General features: G+C 35.0%; 18 protein-coding genes. 13 read left to right on the forward strand and 5 right to left on the reverse strand.

All coding sequences use genetic code 11. The features are described from left to right. The first annotated feature begins 16 nt into the window (after positions 1 to 16). The 7 genes from I2F23_RS05860 (at position 17) to I2F23_RS05890 (ending at position 13,438) form a co-directional block, all read left to right on the forward strand. Positions 17 to 2,461 (forward strand): condensation domain-containing protein, encoded by a 2,445-nt coding sequence (locus tag I2F23_RS05860; protein WP_195771626.1) that lies wholly within the window; start codon positions 17 to 19, stop codon positions 2,459 to 2,461. Continuing rightward, complete coding sequence (locus I2F23_RS05865; protein WP_195771627.1) at positions 2,458 to 5,532, forward strand: AMP-binding protein; 3,075 nt, start codon at positions 2,458 to 2,460, stop codon at positions 5,530 to 5,532. The genes I2F23_RS05860 and I2F23_RS05865 overlap by 4 nt, the downstream gene beginning before the upstream one ends. Before the next feature lie 21 nt (positions 5,533 to 5,553). Then, positions 5,554 to 8,667, forward strand: a complete 3,114-nt coding sequence (locus I2F23_RS05870; RefSeq protein ID WP_195771628.1) for a condensation domain-containing protein — start codon at positions 5,554 to 5,556, stop codon at positions 8,665 to 8,667. Further along, positions 8,657 to 10,273, forward strand: coding sequence for a (2,3-dihydroxybenzoyl)adenylate synthase (locus I2F23_RS05875; RefSeq protein WP_195771629.1), 1,617 nt, complete (start codon positions 8,657 to 8,659; stop codon positions 10,271 to 10,273). Before I2F23_RS05870 ends, I2F23_RS05875 begins: the two co-directional genes overlap by 11 nt. A gap of 19 nt (positions 10,274 to 10,292) precedes the next feature. After that, positions 10,293 to 11,594, forward strand: coding sequence for a lysine N(6)-hydroxylase/L-ornithine N(5)-oxygenase family protein (locus I2F23_RS05880; RefSeq protein WP_195771630.1), 1,302 nt, complete (start codon positions 10,293 to 10,295; stop codon positions 11,592 to 11,594). A 25-nt stretch (positions 11,595 to 11,619) separates the two neighbouring features. Continuing rightward, positions 11,620 to 12,780 (forward strand): type III PLP-dependent enzyme, encoded by a 1,161-nt coding sequence (locus tag I2F23_RS05885; protein WP_195771631.1) that lies wholly within the window; start codon positions 11,620 to 11,622, stop codon positions 12,778 to 12,780. Positions 12,781 to 12,853: 73 nt separating this feature from the next. Further along, positions 12,854 to 13,438 carry a GNAT family N-acetyltransferase gene (locus I2F23_RS05890; protein ID WP_195771632.1) on the forward strand — a complete coding sequence of 195 codons (585 nt, stop codon included), beginning with the start codon at positions 12,854 to 12,856 and terminating at the stop codon, positions 13,436 to 13,438. 161 nt (positions 13,439 to 13,599) lie between these two features. Here I2F23_RS05890 and I2F23_RS05895 read toward each other — a convergent pair whose 3' ends face one another. The 5 genes from I2F23_RS05895 to I2F23_RS05915 all read right to left on the reverse strand — a co-directional run bounded on the left by I2F23_RS05895 (position 13,600) and on the right by I2F23_RS05915 (position 16,322). Beyond that, complete coding sequence (locus tag I2F23_RS05895; protein WP_195771633.1) at positions 13,600 to 14,397, reverse strand: thiazole synthase; 798 nt, start codon at positions 14,395 to 14,397, stop codon at positions 13,600 to 13,602. Positions 14,398 to 14,411: 14 nt separating this feature from the next. After that, on the reverse strand, positions 14,412 to 14,612 hold the full coding sequence (thiS, locus tag I2F23_RS05900) for a sulfur carrier protein ThiS (RefSeq protein WP_195771634.1): 201 nt from the start codon (positions 14,610 to 14,612) through the stop codon (positions 14,412 to 14,414). Between the two features lie 6 nt (positions 14,613 to 14,618). Next, positions 14,619 to 14,984 carry a DUF423 domain-containing protein gene (locus tag I2F23_RS05905; RefSeq protein ID WP_195771635.1) on the reverse strand — a complete coding sequence of 122 codons (366 nt, stop codon included), beginning with the start codon at positions 14,982 to 14,984 and terminating at the stop codon, positions 14,619 to 14,621. A gap of 101 nt (positions 14,985 to 15,085) precedes the next feature. Next, positions 15,086 to 15,958: an RNA polymerase sigma factor RpoH gene (rpoH, locus tag I2F23_RS05910; RefSeq protein WP_195771636.1), complete on the reverse strand. Its 873-nt coding sequence runs from the start codon at positions 15,956 to 15,958 to the stop codon at positions 15,086 to 15,088. Positions 15,959 to 16,082: 124 nt separating this feature from the next. Next, the gene (locus I2F23_RS05915; RefSeq protein ID WP_195771637.1) at positions 16,083 to 16,322 is read right to left on the reverse strand and encodes a sulfurtransferase TusA family protein; all 240 of its coding nucleotides are present in this window, start codon (positions 16,320 to 16,322) and stop codon (positions 16,083 to 16,085) included. 352 nt (positions 16,323 to 16,674) lie between these two features. Between I2F23_RS05915 and I2F23_RS05920 the strand changes: the two genes are divergently transcribed. The 6 genes from I2F23_RS05920 (at position 16,675) to I2F23_RS05945 (ending at position 21,595) form a co-directional block, all read left to right on the forward strand. Next, positions 16,675 to 16,887 carry a cold-shock protein gene (locus tag I2F23_RS05920; RefSeq protein WP_023272199.1) on the forward strand — a complete coding sequence of 71 codons (213 nt, stop codon included), beginning with the start codon at positions 16,675 to 16,677 and terminating at the stop codon, positions 16,885 to 16,887. A 105-nt stretch (positions 16,888 to 16,992) separates the two neighbouring features. Continuing rightward, positions 16,993 to 18,144, forward strand: a complete 1,152-nt coding sequence (gene rhlB, locus I2F23_RS05925; RefSeq protein ID WP_195771638.1) for an ATP-dependent RNA helicase RhlB — start codon at positions 16,993 to 16,995, stop codon at positions 18,142 to 18,144. A 146-nt stretch (positions 18,145 to 18,290) separates the two neighbouring features. Next, a complete protein-coding gene (locus I2F23_RS05930) occupies positions 18,291 to 18,869 on the forward strand; it encodes a nitroreductase family protein (RefSeq protein WP_195771639.1) in 579 nt (192 codons plus the stop codon). A 9-nt stretch (positions 18,870 to 18,878) separates the two neighbouring features. Further along, positions 18,879 to 19,964: an NAD(P)H-dependent glycerol-3-phosphate dehydrogenase gene (locus I2F23_RS05935; RefSeq protein ID WP_195771640.1), complete on the forward strand. Its 1,086-nt coding sequence runs from the start codon at positions 18,879 to 18,881 to the stop codon at positions 19,962 to 19,964. A 24-nt stretch (positions 19,965 to 19,988) separates the two neighbouring features. Continuing rightward, positions 19,989 to 20,453, forward strand: coding sequence for a phosphohistidine phosphatase SixA (sixA, locus tag I2F23_RS05940; protein ID WP_195771641.1), 465 nt, complete (start codon positions 19,989 to 19,991; stop codon positions 20,451 to 20,453). Positions 20,454 to 20,590: 137 nt separating this feature from the next. After that, positions 20,591 to 21,595, forward strand: a complete 1,005-nt coding sequence (locus tag I2F23_RS05945; protein ID WP_195771642.1) for a quinone-dependent dihydroorotate dehydrogenase — start codon at positions 20,591 to 20,593, stop codon at positions 21,593 to 21,595. Positions 21,596 to 21,598: the final 3 nt, after the last annotated feature.

The following is a 21,598-nucleotide window of genomic DNA, read 5'->3' on the forward strand; positions in this document are numbered from 1 at the left end:
AGTAGTAGGTAAAATTATGAAATTAGAGCACCAAATTGGAAAACATGTTCAACATGTGTTGGATCTTCCAGACAGTAAAATTTCTCCCCAAGATAATCTTATTGAATACGGGCTACATTCGCTAGCAATTATGCGTTTGGTAGATATTTTTGAAAAAGAATATGAGGCAAAATTATCTTATATTGATTTTGCTATGGCACCCTCTATTGAAGATTGGGTCAAAATTATTGATGATACAAAAGAGAGTAAGACAAAAAAATTAATTGATTTTCCAACGCCTTATGTAAATTTATCAGAAATGCAGTATGCACATTGGGTAGGGCGACAAGGCGAAAATGTATCTTCTCATTTGTATATTGAATTTGCAGGAAAATATTTAAATATAGAAAAGCTACAGCAAGCATATACACAGTTATTACAGTGTCATCCCATGTTAAGTGTATCAATTGCACAAGGTCAGCAATCTATTCAAAAGTTGACTGAAACGGGTATACGTATAAATGACTTAACAAAAGTTGATGAAATAAAAGTTAGTGAGTTTCTAGCACAACAACGTCAAAACATGACACATCAAAAACTTGATATAGAGTCAGGTCAGGTTATTGATGTTCGAGTGACAGTTCTACCTAATCAACATCATGTATTGCATATTGATACAGATATGTCAGCAATTGATCCACAGAGTTGCTTTATCTTAATTCAGCATTTATCTGATTTATATTCAGAAAATGAGAAAGATTTATTATTTATGAGTAATAAATCGAGTGTACCTTATTTTGAATATATTCAAGCAAAAGATACGCAGCGAGAACAACAAAAGAAATATGATGAAAAATGGTGGAAATCACGTTTAGAAAATATTTCAGACATTCCCGCATTACCTTATATTGCAGAAGGGTTAAGAGATCAGCCTAATTTATTTACAAGAGAGGCATTTAGTTTTAATGCCTCCGATACGCAAGTTTTAGTAAATATTGCCTCTGAATACAACATATCAGTAGAGTTAATCTGTTTAACATTATTTGCAGAAACAGTTGCTTTGTGGTCATCTGAAAATCAATTTCGTTTGAATCTGCCATTTTTTTCTCGTGAGAAATACGGAACCTGTACTGACCAAGAAATAAGTCATATGGTTGGTGATTTTTCTAATATGTGCTTATTGGATATTCATGCAAAAGCAGGTGAAAAATTCTCGGAGAGTTTAAGTCGTATTAAACAAAATTTAGAAGAGGTGTATCTACATTCAACGTATACAGGAGTAGAGGTTTTACGTGATTTATCTAAATATCATCAACAATTAGAAACTGCACCGATTGTATTTACCTCAGGATTAAATTACGGCGAAATCATTTCAAATCAGGTACAAAAGCACTTTGGCCAACCTATTTGGTGTATTTCTCAAGGTTCTAAAGTTGATCTAGATGTGCAAGTTGCGTTAATCAATGAGAAATTAGTCATTAATTGGGATATTCGAAAGAACGCATTTCAGCAAAAAGTTATTCCTGAAATGTTTAAATACTATATTTCAAGGATTCAGTCATTTATCTTAGATAAAGAGAAAATTCATTCAATTCCTGAGTATATATTACCTACACCTCACACGCTGTTAAATGAAGATGAATTAAATTTACCCTTCAAAGGTGAACACTACAGTGTAATTCATGGATTAGATACATGTTGTCCATGTTGGGTGATTGGATATTTGGGTATCCAAGTTTCAGAAGAAAATTTATATAAATTTGATCCATCAGATCTTATAAATATTCATGGCCAATATTGGTATAAGACAACACATCAAGCTTACTTTAACGATCAAAAAGATATCTGTGTGGTTTCTGAACTTAACCCACAAATAAAGCGAAATGGCTACTGGTTAAACCCAAATGATATTGCAGAAAAAATTGCAGTACACCCAGCAATTCAAAAAGTAAAACTATTTCCTATTACGAAGGGTGAAAAAAATACACTTGTTGCATTGCTTGTATGTGCATTGGAGGAATCTCTAAGCTATACAAACCTTTTGTCTATTTATACAGCATGTCTAAATACACAGGCACTTCAACCTGAGCAGTCGTATATCGTTTCTGAAGATGAAATTGATCAAGTAAACACTGAAAACATAGAAGCTCTTTTAGCAAAAAAAATACCTATTGAGAGTCAAAAAGATATATCAGCTTTAGAAAAGGTTATTTATTTCATGATGTGTAGTGTTATTGGCATATCTACTGAGCAAGAAGATGACATAAATATCGACTTTTTTGAATATGGTGGTGATTCATTATTAGCAACTCATTTAATTGCTGTGATCCAAAAATATTTCAAAGATAGTGGTTTGACGATCGTTGATATTTTTTCTCAACGTACCGTATGTAATATCGCTCATATTATTGAAGAAAATTTACCAAATACTGCACACAAGATTGCAAGTGTATTTCTACAAGTAATGGAGGGGAAAAAATGAGTAAACATATCCCTTTAACTGCAATGCAAAAAGCATATCTGCTTGGAAAATCAAAACAATTTCCATTAAGTCATTCATCTATGCATGATTTTAGAGAGTTTAGAGGTACGCTTAGCTATAAGGCATTTATTGAGTCTTTAACACGTTTAATTTCTTGCTTTTCAACACTTAGAACAAAAATTGATGAGAACTCTTTAACTCAAACAGTATTAGATAAGATTTCAATTAAAGATCACGTTGATTTCATTGATTTAAGTTTGCTGAATTCAATTGAAGCCAATAATAAACTAGATGTCATTCAGCATGAATATAAACATTATTTACATCAGCTAGGTACTCCACCATGGCGTATGGCATTTATACAAATGCCTCAAGATGTGGAAGATAAAACAGTTATTTTTACAAGTTTTGACGGACTGATTATTGATGGATTTTCAATTTCTTTATGTTTAGAGCATTTGTTTAATCCTAAAATAGAGCCGTTGGAGATGGATAATGGTGAGATTACTCATTTAAAAACAGAAGTTAAAGAAGTCGATAAACAGTTTTGGCAGACTGAGTTAGGACACTTAACAGATATACCGCAATTTCGATGGGAAATACCTTTAGAAAAAATTGCAAACCCTAGATATTTACGTTCTAGTACATACGTTGAATATTATATATGGCAAAAATTTTCAAAAATAGCGTCTCAGCAACGTATATTACCGAATGCATTATTGACGACGATCATTTTAGAAACTTTATCTAAGTGGAATGAAGATCGTGAAGTTTTAGTTTCTATACCTATTTCTAATACTGCTATACAAGATACAGTTTCAAATCATTCATCTTTTGTTGTCTTATACTATAAGCATGAAGAGCGCCTTTTCTTAAATAGTCAAAATGTGCAGAAAAAAATAATGCAGGCGATGGCACATAGCTCATTTTCAGGTGTAGATATTTCAAAACAACTCATTCAACAAACACAGGCTTCAATTGTTTTACCTATTGCGTTGACGAATGGCTTCGCTTGGAAGAAGCCTGTAGATCATCAAGAAATTCGTTATATTGCAGGACAAACACAGACACCACAATTGGCTTTAGATATTCGTTTAAGTTTTGCATCGAATAATGATTTAGTTATAGATCTAGACTATGTAGAACAAGCAATTTCAAAAAACACAGTGGATGAATTACGAAATGCTTTAAGAACGAGAATTATTGAGCTAACTGGTTTTGAAAGTTTAGAAAATGTTCAGGCTAAACCGCGTATTCTGCCGCCGTTAGAAATATCTGAGGTATCTCAGTTACCTATACCTTCTATAGAAAGTTATTTGGAACGTATTGAAAGAAACCTATTTACTTCTTCATTACATAAAACAGCATTGGTTTATAACGGCAAAAATATTTCTTATGAGGAATTGGCAAATAATATCTTAAAAATTCGTCAGGCCTTTGAAACACTAGGTTTAAAAGAAAAACAAGTCGTTGCCATTTGTTTATCTAAATGCCCTGAACATATTTATGTGATGCTTGCATGTGCACTTTCTAACATTATTTGGCTACCTGTAGACATGGATTCTCCAGAAGTACGCCGTAAATATATTTTAGAAAATAGCAGAGTTGATTTAGTGGTGGGGGAGCAACCATTTGAAAATCTACCATTTTTAAATATTCATGATGCTTTAGAGTTGCAACATAGTGGTTCTTATCCTCATTGGACGTATTTAAATGATAATTCTCCAGCTTATTATTTATATACTTCAGGAAGTACAGGCATACCCAAATGTGTCGTACTGAACAATTTAGCTACATCGAATACGATTCAACAATCTATTGATTTGTGGGCTATTGATTCTAAAGACGTCCATTTGGCTGCAACACCATTTCATCATGACATGTCATTGTTCGATATATTTGTACCTTTGTCTGTTGGTGGAACTTTAATTATTCCTACTTTAGAACAAGCAAAAAGTGCCATTGATTGGGGAGTATTAATTGAACAATATTGTGTAAGTATCTGGTGTACTGTTCCTGCAATGGCAGACATGCTTTTGACAGCAACCGAGCCACATCAATTAAAAAGTTTACGTTTAATTAGTCAAGGGGGTGACTATGTTAAACCTTCTGTCATTCAAAAATTTAGACAAATATTGCCGACAGCGAGGCTAATTTCGATTGGTGGGCCAACGGAAACAACAATCTTAAGCATATGGCATGATATTACTCTAGAGGATCAAAATATTATTCCGTACGGTAAACCGATTGCTCACAATACTTACTATATTTTAAATCATAAAGGTGAACCTTGTCCTATTGGTGTTGTAGGACAGATGTATATGACAGGGGTAAATCTTTCAAATGGCTATTTATTAAATGGAGAACTTAAACAACAAGATTTTTGCCAACTTAATACAGAAGATGGTGAGTTTAAACGTGCATATCGTACGAGCGATCGTGGTTACGTAAATAAAGAGGGTGTCATTATTTTTGCAGGTCGTAATGACGGTTATTTAAAGATACGCGGGGTACGTATCGCTGCATCCGAAGTTGAAAATGCGTTGATGAAGCATACAAAAATTAAAGATTGTGTGGTAATGACGTGTACTAATCCAATGTTTGATGGTAATGAATTGGTTGCAGTTTATCAGTGTACTGATGTTGAAATACATGAAGCCAATACACTTCAATTGAGATCTTTTTTATTAAAAGCTGTACCTAACTCCCATGTGCCGACGCGTTGGTTATGCCTTACTGAGTTTCCTATCACTCGCAATGGTAAGGTCGATCGGAAAGAGCTACAAAGAATAGCGCAAGAGACCATATATAAGAAATACGTGCAAGATGAACCAACTAAAGATCATCAGCTCCATGAAGTGATTACTTTAATTGAGAGTGTAATTAAAAAGCCAATAGCAATGGATGAGCAAATTTTATCTGTAGGTTTAACGCCACAGTATATCAATCAAGTGGCAAAGCGTTGTACATCGCATTTTAACTGTTTTATCGACTATTACACTTTAGCGAAATCCAACACTGTAAATGAGGTTGTCACTTCTATTCGTCATCAACTTAAGTTAAACCACTAAAATTTTTAAGGTATGAATATTATGAATAACCATCAAATGATGATGAGTGATGATCTATTCGCACGCTTTGAAAAAGAGTTAAATATTCAAGGTCTATCCAAATCACCTGTAAATAATAATGATCTTAATGTCGATCTGAATTTAAATAACATCTCTATTGCAGAAGAAAGAGCATGGATGTTACATCAACAGAATCCACTTTCTGGTTCTGGCCCATTTGTTACGGCATTTCATCTTAAAGGTACGATCAATATTGACCGTCTGATACAAGGCATTAAGTCTTTATATCGGGATAAATCAAATTTAAATCTTTCGTATTTTGTAGATGAATTGGGTCATCTTAAAAAACGACATCAAGATTTATCGCATCTAGAGGTTCTGGTTGAGCCGATTCAACATGACGTAGACGCAATTGATAGATTATTGGCCGAAATTGAAGTGCCTATGGATTTAACTACGAATCCTCCAGTTCGGTTTATTTTATTTCCTAAAACAGAACGCGAGCTTGTTTTAGGAATTGTAGGGCATCATATTTTATTAGATGATACCGCTTGGAAACCTATATTTGATCATTTAAGCTATTATTATTCATTACAAAAAAACCTGAAAGTTGAACATTTAGGTCATGTCAAAACATTTGAGAATGCTAATCTCGATCATACATCCTATTGGCAGCAGCAATTCGAAAGTGGGTTAAAAAAAGTCTCTTGGCCCAGAATGTTTCTTCATTTAATGCAACCTCAGAGTATCATCAAGACCTATGGCGTTCAGCAGGAAACTATACACAAGAAAGTAAATCGTGTTGTTACACATGTAGATGGAACAGAACTAAAGGCATTAAGTGATAAAGCCCAAGCATCTGTAGTACATACTATGACCTCATTATTTGGTTGTTATATCCAATCCATTTTAGGTTTAGATGATATAGATCTATTTATTCCTGTTGTAGAGAATTATGACATTACAGGATTGGATCAAATTTGTTCGAGCTCTAATGTTATTCCAATTCGTTTAAGTGGAGTTGAGCAGGGTATTGAAGCGCATATTAGAAATACACGTAACCAAATATTAGAAGGGATTTCGCACAATTTATCTATTGAACAAATTTTGTCAATTACAAAAACAAAACGTCAAGATATTCCCAATATCTTAGTTACACAGTTCACAGATGCAACAACCTACTTAAATCTAGAGGGTGTTGAAGCAACATCTATTCTGATTCCACCTATAGATGCTGACTATGACCTCACATTGGCATTCCAAATTCAGGGTAATCAATTACAAATTGAATTAACCACTGGAGAAAAACTATCTAGACATATTGCACCTTGGTTATTAGAGCAATTTATTCAGTTTTTTACCCAAAGTGATTATGCAAAAAAAGATTCTATTTTTCAGTTAAATGCTTCTGTAGAGCCTGCGTCTAAAGCAGATATCTACCATGCTGTGCCTTTGCAAGAAAAATTGTTAACAGATAGTCAGACACGTATTGCAAATATTATTCTTGATGAGTTTAGGAATGTTTTGGCAATGCCTGAACTTTCACTACAAGATAATTTTTTTGATCAGGGCGGTCATTCTATTCTAGCGACACGTGTGATTGGAAAATTACAGAGCCAACATCAGATTGAAGTAAAAATAGCTGACTTTTTTAATGCACCAACTGCGTTTGATTTGGTGCAGTATGCTTCTTATCGTGAAGATGCAGATCAGAAAGGTCGACGTTATTTCGATCCCAAAGAGGAAATTCATGCACCCATTACAATATTACAAAAAGAATTTATGGGATTCTCTGATCAAGGGCGTGATGCCATTTTTAACATTCCTTTTGCATTTCGCTTAAGTGAATGGGTAAATGAAGATGCATTTGAGTTGGCATTTAAGGATATTTTAGAAAGACATCATGCCTTGCGCAGTATCTTTATTTTTCATACCCAAGATGATATTTCACAAACTGTTATTCCAATTACACAGTTAGATCAGTACCCTTGGTTCTTTAACTCTAATGCTCAGGGACAGCAAAGTGCGAATGATGTTCTTAAGCAGGAGGCTAATCATAGCTTTGATTTAGAAAAAGAGTTTCCAATTCGTGTTAGGTTTTTGAAAGATGAAGATGGTCAGCATATTCTATCTTTACTTATTTATCATATTGCAATGGATGAATGGTCTACAGGAATTTTAATTCAAGAGCTATTTGAAGCATATAAGAGCAGATTAGTCAATCAAGCGCCTATGTGGCAGAAAACCCCAAAGCAATTTCATGAGTATGCTGTAGAACAAGATGATCTAGAGTTAAAAGCACATTTGGCACATTGGGTTAAAACCATTGGTAAGTTAAAAAAACAACCACCTTTACTCCATGAAATGAATGTAGATACAGATTTTCTAGATGATGTCACAGGTTCAGCAGTCGAATTTAGCCTCAATAATTTACAAGTAGATGAGTTATATCAACTTGCAAAACAGAATCAATCTTCAATTTTTTATGTTGTCTATGCCGCAATTGTTTTAGCAATTCACTTTATAGATGGGAATGAAAAAATACTAACAGGTACGTCTGTCGCATGCCGAGATCATGCGGATTACCAAGATACTATTGGATATTTTACCAACGTTGTCATGCATCATACTCAATTTGATGAAACCATGTCTATTTCACAGCTTATACAGCAAGTACAAAATAATATTTTTAATACGCTTCCTTATGCAGATGTTCCTTTTGCAATGGTAGAAGCCCATGTTCGTGATGAGAGCGAAACTTCCACAGATAGCCCTTATGAAGTTTATATACAACTTCATGCGAAAAATTTGCTCACAGGGACTTTTGCAACAGCAGATAATCATCAAATTGGTTTTGAGCTTATTGAACCTGAAAGAAGTAGTTCAAAGTTTGGTTTACATTTTGAAGTTTATGAAGAGCTACTGTCTGAAAAAGAGAGATTACGCGTTGTCATTAACTATCGTACACAGCGCTATAACAACGCACAAATTGAATGTATTCAGCAAGTAACGTCCCATGTATTAAACGGTTTTCTGCAAAAAAAATCTATAGAAGAGCTGGATGTGATGCAATTAAGAAGATATTTAGCAATCCATATGACATCGCACGATCAAGGAGCACATCATGTTTCTTAAAGATGATATTAGTCATGGTTATGTTCCATTTCCAGAGAAACGAGCAGCATTTTATAAAGAGCAAGGCTGTTGGGAAAATAGGACTCACTTTGACCTTTTGAAAGAAAATGCAAATAAATTTAGCGATAAAGTAGCAGTCATACAAAATGAAAAACAGCTTACTTATCAGATGCTGTACGAATATGCCATACATTATGGCAGCTATTTAAAGCAAAAAGGTATTAAAGAAACTGATTTTATACTGGTGCAATCAGCAAATGTTATTGAAGTATTTGTTGTTATATTCGCCCTATATTATATCGGTGCACGTCCAGTCTTTTGTTTAGATGGCCATGGCTCGTATGAAATTGAAAATATTGCGAAACAAAGTCGGGCTGTCGGTTATATTCGTACTGTTGATCAGAATAATCAAAAAGATGCTCGCCTTATTACAACACAGTTTAAACAGCCTAATTTCTCTTTATGGTTTCGTCAAACAATAGTCAGTCAAAACACACTCTCTGAATCTTTTTCAATGTTGGCAGATATTCCTAAAGACTTTAATTTAGGTGCTCAAGCGACATCTACAGATATTGCTTTTCTACAACTCTCAGGTGGCACAACAGGGTTACCTAAGTTAATTCCAAGGACGCATGCAGATTATATTTACTCTGTGAAAGAGAGTGTTATTGCTGCTCATTTGCATGATCAGATTAAACAGTTGATTGTGCTTCCTGTAATGCACAATTTCACAATGAGTTCACCAGGATTTTTAGGTGTATTTTATGTAGGTGGAACTGTTGTTCTCAGTCAGCAATCTCATCCTAGAGTATGTTTTGAAATTATTGAAAAATATAAGATTAATCAGGTTTCAGTTGTGCCAGCTATAGCAAATTTGTGGGTAAACTCTGAAAGTAGATCTGAATACGATTGTTCAAGTCTAAATGTAATTCAGGTCGGAGGTGCAAAATTATTGCCTACACTTGCACAAAAGATTGTAGATATTTTTGATGTAAAACTTCAGCAAGTATACGGTATGGCAGAAGGACTTGTGAATTTTACTTCCTTAGATGACAGTTTAGAAATTATTTTAAACACTCAAGGCAAAAAACTTTCTATATACGATGAAATTCGTATTGTAAATCATAAGGATGAGATGGTCGAATTAGGGCAGCAAGGTCTGATTCAAACGAGAGGACCTTATACGATTAATGGTTATTATAATTTGCCTGAAATTAATCGCCGTGCATTTACGGAAGATGGTTTTTACAAAACAGGTGATATTGGGTATCTGGATAACTTAGGAAATATTATTGTTACTGGTCGAGAAAAAGAGCAGATTAATCGTTCTGGTGAAAAGATAACTCCAAGTGAAATCGAAGAATTTTTATTACATCACCCTGTCATTAAAGATGTTTGTGTCATTGGTGTTGAAGATCAATATCTAGGTGAGCGTATAAAAGCACTTATTATTCCAAAACAAAATGATGACCAAATTACACTACGAGATATTCGTAAGTTTTTGATCAATAAAAATATATCAAATTTTAAAATTCCAGATGAAATTGAGATTGTTACAGATTTTCAATATACCCATGTTGGGAAAGTTAACAGACAAAAACTGTAATAATCAGGATGAATACAAAATGAATAAAGAAATTATATATGACATTATCGGTGTCGGTATTGGCCCATTTAACCTAAGTCTAGCGTGCTTAACAGATGATATAGATGACCTAAAAACGGTTTTTTTTGATAGGAAAGCATGCTTCGATTGGCATAGTGGCATTATGCCAGAATGGAGTACGTTACAGATTCCTTTTATTGCCGATTTAGTGAGTTTTGCAGATCCTACAAATAGATTCTCCTTTTTAAATTATTTAAAAGAGACGAATAATTTATATCAGTTTTTTATTCGAGAAAGCTTTTATATGTTGCGATCTGAATATAATCAATATTGTAAATGGGCATCTCAACAACTGCATAATCTTCACTTTAAAACTAATGTTGAATGCATACAATACGATACCGACCTTCAGCACTACATATTGACTGTGAAGCAAGAAAATAGTCAAAATACTTCACAATATTATGCAAAAAATCTAGTTCTAGGTACTGGTACAACGCCTATTATTCCAGAGTTTTGTAAAGGAATGTCTCATAAAGTCCATTCAAGTGCAGACTATATGCATCATAAAGAAGATTATGGCAATAAAAAGTCAATTACCATTGTCGGTGGGGGACAAAGTGGTGCTGAGATTTATTATGATCTCTTATCGAATATAGATACAAGCCAATATCAATTAAATTGGATGACACGATCTGCACATTTCTTTTCAATGGATTTAGGGAAGCTTACGTTAGAGTATACCTCGCCAGATTATACGAATCATTTTTATTCTCTTCCTCAGCAGAAAAGAGATGATGTCATCAAATCTCAAAGTGCATTGTATAAAGGCATTGAAATTGGTTTAGTCAATCGTATATATGACCAACTTTATTTAAAATCTCGTCCTTCACCATTATCGACACGATTAATGCCAAACAGTACTTTAGAGTCTGTAACAGAAACAGAAAGTGGTTTGGCACTTGTTTTTTATAACTCAGATACAGATCAGAAATTTAAAATTCAATCAGATATTCTTATCTTGGCATTGGGTTATGAATATAAAATTCCTAAATTCTTAGAGCCTATTCGCCATCTAATTTACTGGGATAAAAAAGGCAGAATGGAGGTGAATCATCATTATGCAATTAACGCTATTGAAAATATTTTTGTTCAAAACGTAGGTCTATATTCACACGGATTTACAGTGCCAGATTTAAATATGGGTTGCTATCGTAACGCAATAATTATTAATCAAATTTTAGGGAAAACGGTCTTTCCTATAGAGCAAAGAATTGCTTATCAAGAATTTAAGCCATTACCTGAAGAAATTATTAATTAATATTTATTAACTTTTGGACAAACTTATGAAACTCCCATCTTATTTTTCACCTCATATTTATGATTTTATAGAAAATTTATCAGAAGAAAGAGAAACACCATTTTTAGTACTTGACTTAAATGTAATTGAAAGTCGTTATCATGAGCTCAGACAGGGTTTTAACAATACACATATTTATTATGCTGTTAAGGCAAACCCAGCAGATGAAATTATTGAGCGTTTGGTTCATTTAGGTTCAAATTTCGATTTGGCCTCAGTCAATGAATTAAATAAAGTTTTAAAATTTAAAGTAGAGCCATCTCGTCTTGCATACGGTAATACAATTAAGAAAAAACAAGACATTCAATATTTTTACGATCATGGAGTGAGGTTATTTGTAACAGATGCAGAGGCAGATTTACGAAATATAGCAACATATGCTCCTCATTCTAAAGTTTTTTTTAGACTCTCAATTGATTGTGCTGAAACTGCTGATTGGCCATTATCAAAAAAGTTTGGCTGTGATAGTGATGCTTTAATACGACTGGCCATTTTGGCAAAAGAGTTAGGTTTAACACCTTATGGAATTTCATTCCATGTAGGGTCACAGCAAAGAGATATTCAGTCTTGGCAACATGCAATTACTGAAACAAAGGCCATATTCGATCAATTACGTGATAAACACGATATTCATCTAAGTATGCTTAATTTAGGAGGAGGTCTGCCTGCACATTATCGCCAGAAAACTGAAACTTTTAATAAATATACATCCGAAATAAATGAATATTTAAAAGTATTTGATGAATATGAACTTGAACAAATTATGATTGAACCTGGTCGCTCATTGGTTGGCGATGCGGGTATTCTTATCTCAGAAATTATTCTTATTTCTCATCGTCCGAAATTGGGCTGTAAGCGTTGGATTTATACCGATGTAGGTGTATTTAATGGACTCATTGAAACCATTGGAGAGTCTGTGGAATATCCTGTTTTATCTAACAGAACAGGAGAGGTTGGCTCAGTCATTATTGCAGGGCCAACTTGCGACAGCATGGATATTATGTATCAAGACAAGGATTATGCATTGCCTACCTCATTAGAAATTGGAGACCATTTGTATTGGGTGTCTACAGGCGCTTATACAACCAGTTATAGCTCAATTGAATTCAATGGATTTTCTCCTTTGAACTATTATGTATTGAAATAATGATATGACATTCGGAGGAAATAGTGACTCTCCCGAATGTCAAAGTTCTATGTTGTATTTAAGGATATTTTAAATGGAAACAATTTCTCAAAAATTACCTCAGCGCTTTATTTATCATGAAAAAAATATACGATATGGCCTAAGGGAAGTCGTTTTAAATCAGGATTTTCCACTTTTATATAAATGGATGCATGAACCTCATGTGATTCAACAGTGGCAAATGGATAAACCAGAGCTAGAATTAAAAGTATATTTTGAAAGAATGTCTGTAGATGACCATCAAAGGTTATATATTATTCAGATTAATGATAGAGATATTGGTTATTTAGAAATATATGAGGCAGCAAGAGATCGGCTGGGTTTATATTATTCTGCAGATTCATCCGATTTGGGTTGGCATATTTTATTCGGTGAAACTGATGTGGTTGGCCAGGGACATTTTCGTGCAGTAATGCGTATGATGAGTTACTTTATTTTTGAAAATTCATCTGCAAAAAAGATTGTAGGTGAACCAGACGAAAATGTGAAATCATATTCCTATGTTGAAAAAGAAATTGCGTTTGAACCTCAATGTAAAATTCAGTTGCCAGAAAAAGTAGCGGTTTTATATCATTGTTTTAGAGAGAAATTTTATCAAAAAAACGGCCATTTAAGTTGAAATTTAATTGTAGATGTTTAAATGCAAGAAATTGAAGGACAGGTAAAGCGCATAACGATAAGGTAACATTCATTAGCTTTAGAATAATAAGTAATAATAAAGCTACTTTTTGATAGAGAAAACATAAAAAGAGAGCAAGGTAAGCTCTCTTTTTAGTTAGATTACTTAAAGAAATATCCAGTTTCTGGAGAGCTCGCATTTGCCATACGTTTTCTTTGCATGCGCCCAGCTAAATAAGCTTCTCGCCCAGCTTCCACAGCTTTTTTCATGGCAGATGCCATTAAAATAGGATGTTGTGCTTGAGCAATTGCAGTGTTCATCAATACACCATCACATCCTAACTCCATTGCAATCGCTGCATCACTTGCTGTACCTACGCCAGCATCTACCAACACCGGAACCTTTGCGTTCTCTTTAATAATTGAAATAGTATGTGGGTTAAGGATTCCCAACCCTGATCCAATCAGGCTACCAAGAGGCATAATGGCAACACAACCCATACTCTCAAGTTCTTGAGCAACAATAGGATCGTCAGATGTGTAGACCATGACTTCGAATCCATCATCAATCAGAGTCTGTGCTGCTTTTAAAGTATGTGTAATATTTGGATATAGAGTTTTTTCATCACCTAAGACTTCAAGTTTTACCAGATTATGGCCATCTAGCAGTTCACGAGCAAGCATACATGTGCGTATGGCTGTATCTGCATCGAAACAACCTGCTGTATTGGGCAAAATAGTATATTTTTCTGGTGGAATTACTGAAAGTAAGTTAGGTTGATTGGGATCTTGTCCAATATTTACACGGCGGATTGCTACGGTAACGATTTCTGCACCGCTCGCTTGAATTGCTAAATCTGTTTCTTGTAAATCTTTATATTTTCCCGTGCCAACTAGAAGTCTAGAGTTAAAAGTACGAGAGCCGATTTGAAGTGAAGTATCTTGAAATTGATTTTCCATGAATGAACCTTTAATTAACCACCACCAACTGCTTGAATGATCTCAATTTTATCTTGAGCCTGAATGGTAACGTATTGTAGTTTAGATTTGGGGATGATTTGTGCATTTACTTCAATAGCAAAGCGCTTTTTTTCAAGTTGAAGGGTATGAACTAGGTCTTGAAGTGTTTCACATGGTGTTTCAGTTGCTTCACCATTTAATATAATGTGTTTCATATCATCTTATCCTTTAAATTTAAGTGCATTCCATGCCAGTACAAGCCAGCCTGAAATCATAAATAGGCCACCAATAGGGGTAATTGCACCTAAGATACGGGGAAGTCCAAAACTCATAAGATAAAGAGAACCACAGAAAAAAATAATTCCAGTTTGAATAAGAATAAAACTTATTTTTATAGGGAACATGGGCGCTGCTTTTACTAAAATTCCCAAAGCAAGCAATCCCAGTGCATGGTAAAAGAAGTACTCCGTAGAAGTATGCCACCATGTAAGCTGTTCAGCAGTCGCTCTCGATTTTAAACCATGTGCACCGAAAGCACCGACAATTACAGCAAAGGCCAAATTAAATGCAGCAATTGCTAGCCACATAATAAGGTATCCTCTAAAGGTTATAATAAAGAATTATAACTCAATTTAGCTTTACCTTGGAGACATAAAAAAGACCGTCATAAAGACAGTCTTAAATAAAATTAATTTGAGGACATAGCAACTTTAATTTTTTCCATTGCATTTTTCTCAAGCTGACGTATACGTTCAGCAGAAACATTATATTCAGATGCGAGTTCGTGTAATGTTGATTTATCATCATCAAGCCAACGGCGCTGAAGAATATTTCTAGAACGGTCATCTAATTGTCCCATAGCATTTTTCAGGGCTGATGTACTTTGTTCTTCCCAATCTTCATCTTCAACTAAACGTGCTGGGTCGTAGCGATTATCTTCTAAATACAATGATGGTGAGTAAGATTGTGCTGAGCTATCATCTTCATCATCATTTTGAGTTTCAAAAGCTGCATCATAGGCGGTAAGACGACCTTCCATTTCTAAGACTTGTTCTGGGGTAACATTTAAGTCATTAGCGATAGATTGTGCTTCTTCTAATGTTAATTTTTTACTGGATTTTTTTAGGCTACGAAGATTAAAAAATAATTTTCGCTGAGCTTTTGTTGTCGCAATTTTAACAATACGCCAATTACGAATGACGTATTCGTGAATCTCGGCTTTAATCCAGTGTACAGCAAAAGAAACTAAACGAACGCCCATGCTTGGGTCAAAACGTTTTACTGCTTTCATGAGTCCAAGATTTCCTTCTTGAATAAGGTCACCTTGGGGTAAGCCATAGCCTGCATATGTACGTGCAATATGTACGACAAAACGTAGATGAGACATTACTAGCATTTTTGCAGCATCTAAATCTTGATCGTAAAAATATCGTTCTGCTAACTCTTTTTCTTGGTCGGCAGAAAGTATAGGAATTTGATTGACAGTACTTATGTATGCACCGAGATTCACACCTGGTGCAGACAATGACAGGGGCATCAATTGATTGCTGCTGTCAGTCATGAACGCTCCTTATAAGGATTAGTCGTACCAATGGTAATTATGATAAATCTGTTTGTGGATAGAATTAAGACGAAAAGCGTAGAGAAATGTAAAAATATACATTCATATTCGAAATCGATACCAATTAGACTTTTCGTTGAATAATGTAGCAATATTCGTATTCGGAAATTTGTTGAGTATCACATATCAGTTTATGAATTTGACAATACCTCAGAATATCTATTTCACTATTTGGATCGGAGGCATGTAAACGAATCTTTTGTTCTGGTAAAGCATGTTTTAATGCGCGTTTGAGCATAAGTAAGGGCATAGGACAGGGTTTGTCCATAGCATCGATATATAATGAGTCTTCGCTTAGATTCATACAGCATAATATGAATATTTATGGGTTGGCTTTTATCTTAACAAAAAATATAGCATTACAAAAGAGAGAAAATTAAAAGTATATCAGTATGTTGTTAGATATTTGAATATTTATTGAAAATATTGTACCAATTAAATGAGAAGCATGTTACTCTCGAAAAGTACTTAGGGGGTTGTTGTACGATTATCGTATACATAAGCTTAAGGCAATTTTGGATGTAACCGGATTTTGTTGATAGTTTTACAGAATGATTACAAGCTTAGAAATTATAAATTTTTTTAAACCTTGTTTTGTTTACTCTGCTGTTTGCAACACCGGGTGGTCCTTTTTTTATATCACTGAGGATTGACTTATGACAGTACGTGAACAAGGCGTAGTAAAATGGTTTAACGACACTAAAGGTTTTGGTTTTATCCAACGCACTGGTGGTGATGATGTATTTGTTCACTTCCGCGCAATTCAAGGCGACGGCCACCGTTCTTTACGTGACGGCCAACGTGTTGAATTCAGCGTTGTACAAGGTCAAAAAGGTTTTCAGGCTGAAGAAGTTCAACCTTTAGACTAATTCATATTTAGTAAATCACTAAATATAGCGCTCCAATTGTTATTTAATTGGGGCGTTTTTGCTATAATAAGGCTTTGTTTTTGCCGACTTAGGGATAAATGCGTAATGTCATCTGGTTTTGAAACCTTAAATTTACATCCACAGTTACAACAAGCGATTCATGCGCTTGGTTTTAAATCTATGACACCCATTCAGGAAAAGGTTTTAAAGTTTACACTTGCAGGCCATGACGCGATTGGTCGTGCGCAAACAGGAACGGGGAAAACTGCTGCATTTTTAATAAGTATTATTAATGATTTACTGAATAATCCGATTCAAGAGAAAAGATACCGTGGTGAACCAAGAGCACTTATTTTGGCACCAACACGCGAATTGGCCTTACAGATTGAGCAAGACGCAAAAGACCTGATCAAGTTTAGCCAATTAAATGTAATGACATTACTGGGGGGTGTAGATTTTGACAAGCAACGCAAACAGCTTGATGCAAACCCTATTGATATCATGGTTGCTACGCCAGGGCGTTTGATTGATTTTGCAGAGCAAAAAGAAATTTGGTTAGATCAAGTTGAATTTCTTGTGATTGACGAAGCAGATCGTCTATTGGATATGGGGTTTATCCCGAGTGTGAAAAAGATTGTCCGTTTCTCACCTAAAAAAGAGCAACGCCAAACTTTAATGTTTTCTGCAACATTTAGTTATGATGTTTTAAATTTGGCAAGACAATGGTTATTTGAACCAGTGACTGTTGAAATTGAGCCAGAGAAGAAAACAAATGCAGATGTCGAGCAACGTATATATGTAGTGGCGGTAGAAGATAAGTACAAACTTCTACAAGAAATTTTACACCAAGAACCCATTGAAAAAGTGGTTATTTTTGCAAATAGAAGAGATCAAGTCAGAACAGTTTACGATCAACTTAAAAAAGATAAATATAAAGTTGTTATGCTATCTGGTGAAATTGCACAAGATAAGCGTCTTAAGATGTTGGACCAGTTTAAAAATGGTCAGCACAACATTATGATTGCAACAGATGTCGCTGGACGCGGAATCCATGTAGATGGTGTATCTCATGTTGTTAATTACACACTTCCTGAACAATCTGATGATTATGTTCATCGTATTGGTCGTACAGGTCGTGCTGGGACTCGTGGCGTTAGTATAAGCTTTCTTTCTGAAGAAGATGCTTTTTACTTATCAGATATTGAAAAAGCGATTGGGCAGAAATTACCTCTAACTCGATTAGATGGTTATTGTTAATACATAAAATCCCAGAGAAATCTGGGTTTTTATTTTTAAATACATGTATTTATATTAAAATGTTTTTTCTTGCGAATTAGGGTAGAGTATATTTTTAGGAGTATGCTACTCTAAATTAATCAATTTATTTTCTCAAGATTTATAAAATGACATCAGCTATTGACGTAGTACATCAGAATATTCATGAACGCCAATCTATCGGGCATTTAGTAACGCCAGCACCAAATACACAACAGTTGGAAATGGCTTTTCAAGCAGCACTGGCTGCACCAGATCATCATCGTTTAAAACCAACGCGTTTTGTTATTGTGGAAGATGAACAACGTACTAAATTCGGAGAGTTACTTTCACAGTCAATGGGCGACTTCGACGGTATAGACCCTGTTCAGGTTGAGCGTGTTAAAAATCATCCTTTTCGTGCACCTACTTTAGTGTTAGCACTGACGGAATTGGTCGATCATCCAAAAGTACCACATTATGAGCAGATTCTAAGTACAGGCGCAGCAGTACAAAACTTTTTACTTTCGTTACAAGTACAGGGTTTTTCTACAATATGGCGTACAGGGGCAGTTGTCGAGTCAAGCACCCTGAAGCAAGCACTTGGACTTCAGGAGCGCGATTTAATTTCTGCAATTATTTATATTGGAACCACGGATAAAAATATCGCCCCACGTAGTGATATCGATACAGCACCTTTTGTATCAAAATGGAATTTAAGCGAGTAGAGCAAATATATGTCAGAGATTAATTTTTCTAATTTTGTAGTGCCTACGACTATACAAGACAACCATGATTCGAAAGTGAAGTTGCGTGTTACAGTCTTAGGTGGTGGAAGCTTTGGTACGGCTATCGCCAATACTGCTGCAAAAAATGGGTGTGATACAACACTTTGGATTAGAGATGAGCAGACTGCTCAAGAAATTAATCAAACGCATATAAATGCTCGTTATCTGCCTGATTTTAAACTTGATGAAAGTTTAAATGTATCTTCAGATATAGAAACTGCAATTCGAGAGAAAGACTTAATTCTTGTAACTATACCGAGTCATTCTTTCCGTACTGTACTTCAGAAAATAAAACCTTTTATTACCTCTCAGGCAGTAATTTCGCTTACTAAAGGAATTGAGATTGATTCTTTTAAATTTATGAGCGAGATTATTCGTGAAGAGTTGCCTCAAGTACCTTATGGCGTGCTATCTGGACCAAATTTAGCAAAAGAAATTGTTGCTGGCATGCCGGCAGGTACTGTGGTTGCAAGTCATTCTGAACTGGTACGTTATGCGGTACAAAAAGCTTTACATAGTGCATTATTTAGAGTTTTTGCAAGTGATGATGTGCATGGGGTTGAGTTGGGTGGAGCGTTAAAAAACATTTATGCAGTTGCAATGGGTATGGCTGCGGCACATAAAGTTGGTGAAAATACACGAAGTATGATTTTGACGCGGGCATTGGCCGAAATGAGTCGATTTGCGGTAAAACTTGGTGCAAACCCACTGACATTTTTAGGTCTGTCAGGTGTGGGTGATCTATTTGCAACATGTAATAGTCCTCTAAGCCGCAATTATCAAATTGGTTTTGCATTAGGCCAAGGTAAAACACTAGATCAGGCAGTAAAAGATTTAGGTCAAACCGCAGAGGGTATAAACACAATTATTCAGGTAAGAAAGCGCGCCCTTGAGTTAGATGTATATATGCCGATTACAAATGCTCTGTATGAAGTGATTTTTGAACATGCACCTCCATTAAATATTGCATTATCTTTAATGAAAAATGGTCATCGAAGTGATGTAGAATTTGTTTTGCCACATAGTGATGTGTAGGTATAATTTAAAAGGATTGAATATATGCAATTGACGCTCATTAGACATGGTGAGGCGAAACCACCAGTTTCAGGAAATGATATACAGAGACCTTTGACAAACAAAGGGCATCTTCAAGCGAAAGAAACAGCGAATTTTCTCAAAAAAATAATAAATCAACCCGATATTTTGATCGTAAGTCCATTATTGCGTGCACAAGAAACGTTATCTTATTTAGAGGAAATTTATCCTGCTGTTCCTATTCAGATTTGTGATTTTATTAAACCAGATGATGACGCAGGGGAAGCCATTGAGTGGTTGTCAAATTTAACAGCTGAAAATATTGTGGTGGTCTGCCACATGAATGTTATTGGTTATATGGATGAAAAACTTACAAATGGTTCTTTCCATCCTTTTCATCTTGCAGAGGCTAGAGTTTATCAACAGGCAGTCGTTGCGCAAGGATTAAGTATATTAACGCATAGTTTTATTCCTCAGATCGGTGATTAGTAGAATGATTGAGTCTAAAAGCGCTTAATTGAAAGTACATATTTCATTTTTATGAAAATAAATGGAGCAGGGCATGGTATTTATCTAATGAGATGCCCTATAATAAAGCAGTTCAAAACCAATAGATTTGATAGCATATGATGTATTCACTGGCTCGCCCTTTGTTGTTTTCCGTAGCACCAGAGCGTGCACATGAACTTACATTATCTTGGTTACAGAAGGCTTACTCTTTGGGTCTCGTGAGTCCAAAACTTATTGAAAAACCTGTAACCTGTATGGGAATTGAGTTTCCAAATCCTGTGGGTCTTGCTGCGGGTTTAGATAAAAATGGTGCACATATTGATGCATTGGCCGCACTTGGCTTTGGTTTTATTGAAGTTGGCACTGTCACGCCAAGACCGCAAGCGGGAAATGAACAACCAAGATTATTTCGCATTCCAAAAGCAAAAGCAATTATTAACCGCATGGGTTTTAATAATGACGGTGTTGATCAATTGATCGAAAACGTGAAAGCATCAAATTATAAAGGTGTGCTAGGAATAAATATTGGTAAAAATGCGGATACGCCTGTAGAGCAAGCTGTTGATGACTATCTTCACTGCTTTGAAAAGGTATACAATTATGCATCATATGTTACAGTAAATATCTCTTCCCCAAATACGAAGAATCTTAGAAGCTTACAAAATGGCGAAGCACTTGCACATCTATTAGAAACACTAAAGCGTCGTCAAGCAGAGCTTGCTGAAGAACATCAACACTATGTACCTCTTGTTTTAAAAGTCGCTCCCGATCTCTCAACAGATGAAATTGCATTTATTGCAAAACAATTATTACACTATAAAGTGGATGGCCTAATTGTCACAAATACCACACTTGCACGTGATGGTGTTGTAGATTTACCTTTTGGAAATGAAGCAGGTGGGCTATCTGGTGCGCCTGTATTTGAAAAAAGTACAACTTGTCTGAGAAGTTTTTCGGCAGTTCTTAAAAATCAAATTCCACTTATTGGTGTTGGTGGTATTTTATCTGGCGAACAAGCTTTGGCGAAACAAAATGCAGGTGCAAGCCTTGTACAATTGTATAGTGGCCTTATATATACAGGACCTAAATTGGTAAAAGATTGTATTCACACTATGACATAATTT

The sequence above is a fragment of the Acinetobacter pollinis genome, from assembly GCF_015627175.1.
Taxonomy (GTDB): domain Bacteria; phylum Pseudomonadota; class Gammaproteobacteria; order Pseudomonadales; family Moraxellaceae; genus Acinetobacter; species Acinetobacter pollinis.

Coding starts and splice junctions, on each gene's coding strand:
- thiS (WP_195771634.1), bottom strand. CDS start 14,612: ATGAAACACATTATATTAAATGGTGAAGCAACTGAAACACCATGTGAA.
- I2F23_RS05860 (WP_195771626.1), top strand. CDS start 17: ATGAAATTAGAGCACCAAATTGGAAAACATGTTCAACATGTGTTGGAT.
- I2F23_RS05895 (WP_195771633.1), bottom strand. CDS start 14,397: ATGGAAAATCAATTTCAAGATACTTCACTTCAAATCGGCTCTCGTACT.
- I2F23_RS05865 (WP_195771627.1), top strand. CDS start 2,458: ATGAGTAAACATATCCCTTTAACTGCAATGCAAAAAGCATATCTGCTT.
- I2F23_RS05915 (WP_195771637.1), bottom strand. CDS start 16,322: ATGAATCTAAGCGAAGACTCATTATATATCGATGCTATGGACAAACCC.
- I2F23_RS05890 (WP_195771632.1), top strand. CDS start 12,854: ATGGAAACAATTTCTCAAAAATTACCTCAGCGCTTTATTTATCATGAA.
- I2F23_RS05935 (WP_195771640.1), top strand. CDS start 18,879: ATGTCAGAGATTAATTTTTCTAATTTTGTAGTGCCTACGACTATACAA.
- rhlB (WP_195771638.1), top strand. CDS start 16,993: ATGTCATCTGGTTTTGAAACCTTAAATTTACATCCACAGTTACAACAA.
- rpoH (WP_195771636.1), bottom strand. CDS start 15,958: ATGACTGACAGCAGCAATCAATTGATGCCCCTGTCATTGTCTGCACCA.
- I2F23_RS05885 (WP_195771631.1), top strand. CDS start 11,620: ATGAAACTCCCATCTTATTTTTCACCTCATATTTATGATTTTATAGAA.
- I2F23_RS05920 (WP_023272199.1), top strand. CDS start 16,675: ATGACAGTACGTGAACAAGGCGTAGTAAAATGGTTTAACGACACTAAA.
- sixA (WP_195771641.1), top strand. CDS start 19,989: ATGCAATTGACGCTCATTAGACATGGTGAGGCGAAACCACCAGTTTCA.
- I2F23_RS05945 (WP_195771642.1), top strand. CDS start 20,591: ATGATGTATTCACTGGCTCGCCCTTTGTTGTTTTCCGTAGCACCAGAG.
- I2F23_RS05930 (WP_195771639.1), top strand. CDS start 18,291: ATGACATCAGCTATTGACGTAGTACATCAGAATATTCATGAACGCCAA.
- I2F23_RS05875 (WP_195771629.1), top strand. CDS start 8,657: ATGTTTCTTAAAGATGATATTAGTCATGGTTATGTTCCATTTCCAGAG.
- I2F23_RS05880 (WP_195771630.1), top strand. CDS start 10,293: ATGAATAAAGAAATTATATATGACATTATCGGTGTCGGTATTGGCCCA.
- I2F23_RS05870 (WP_195771628.1), top strand. CDS start 5,554: ATGAATAACCATCAAATGATGATGAGTGATGATCTATTCGCACGCTTT.
- I2F23_RS05905 (WP_195771635.1), bottom strand. CDS start 14,984: ATGTGGCTAGCAATTGCTGCATTTAATTTGGCCTTTGCTGTAATTGTC.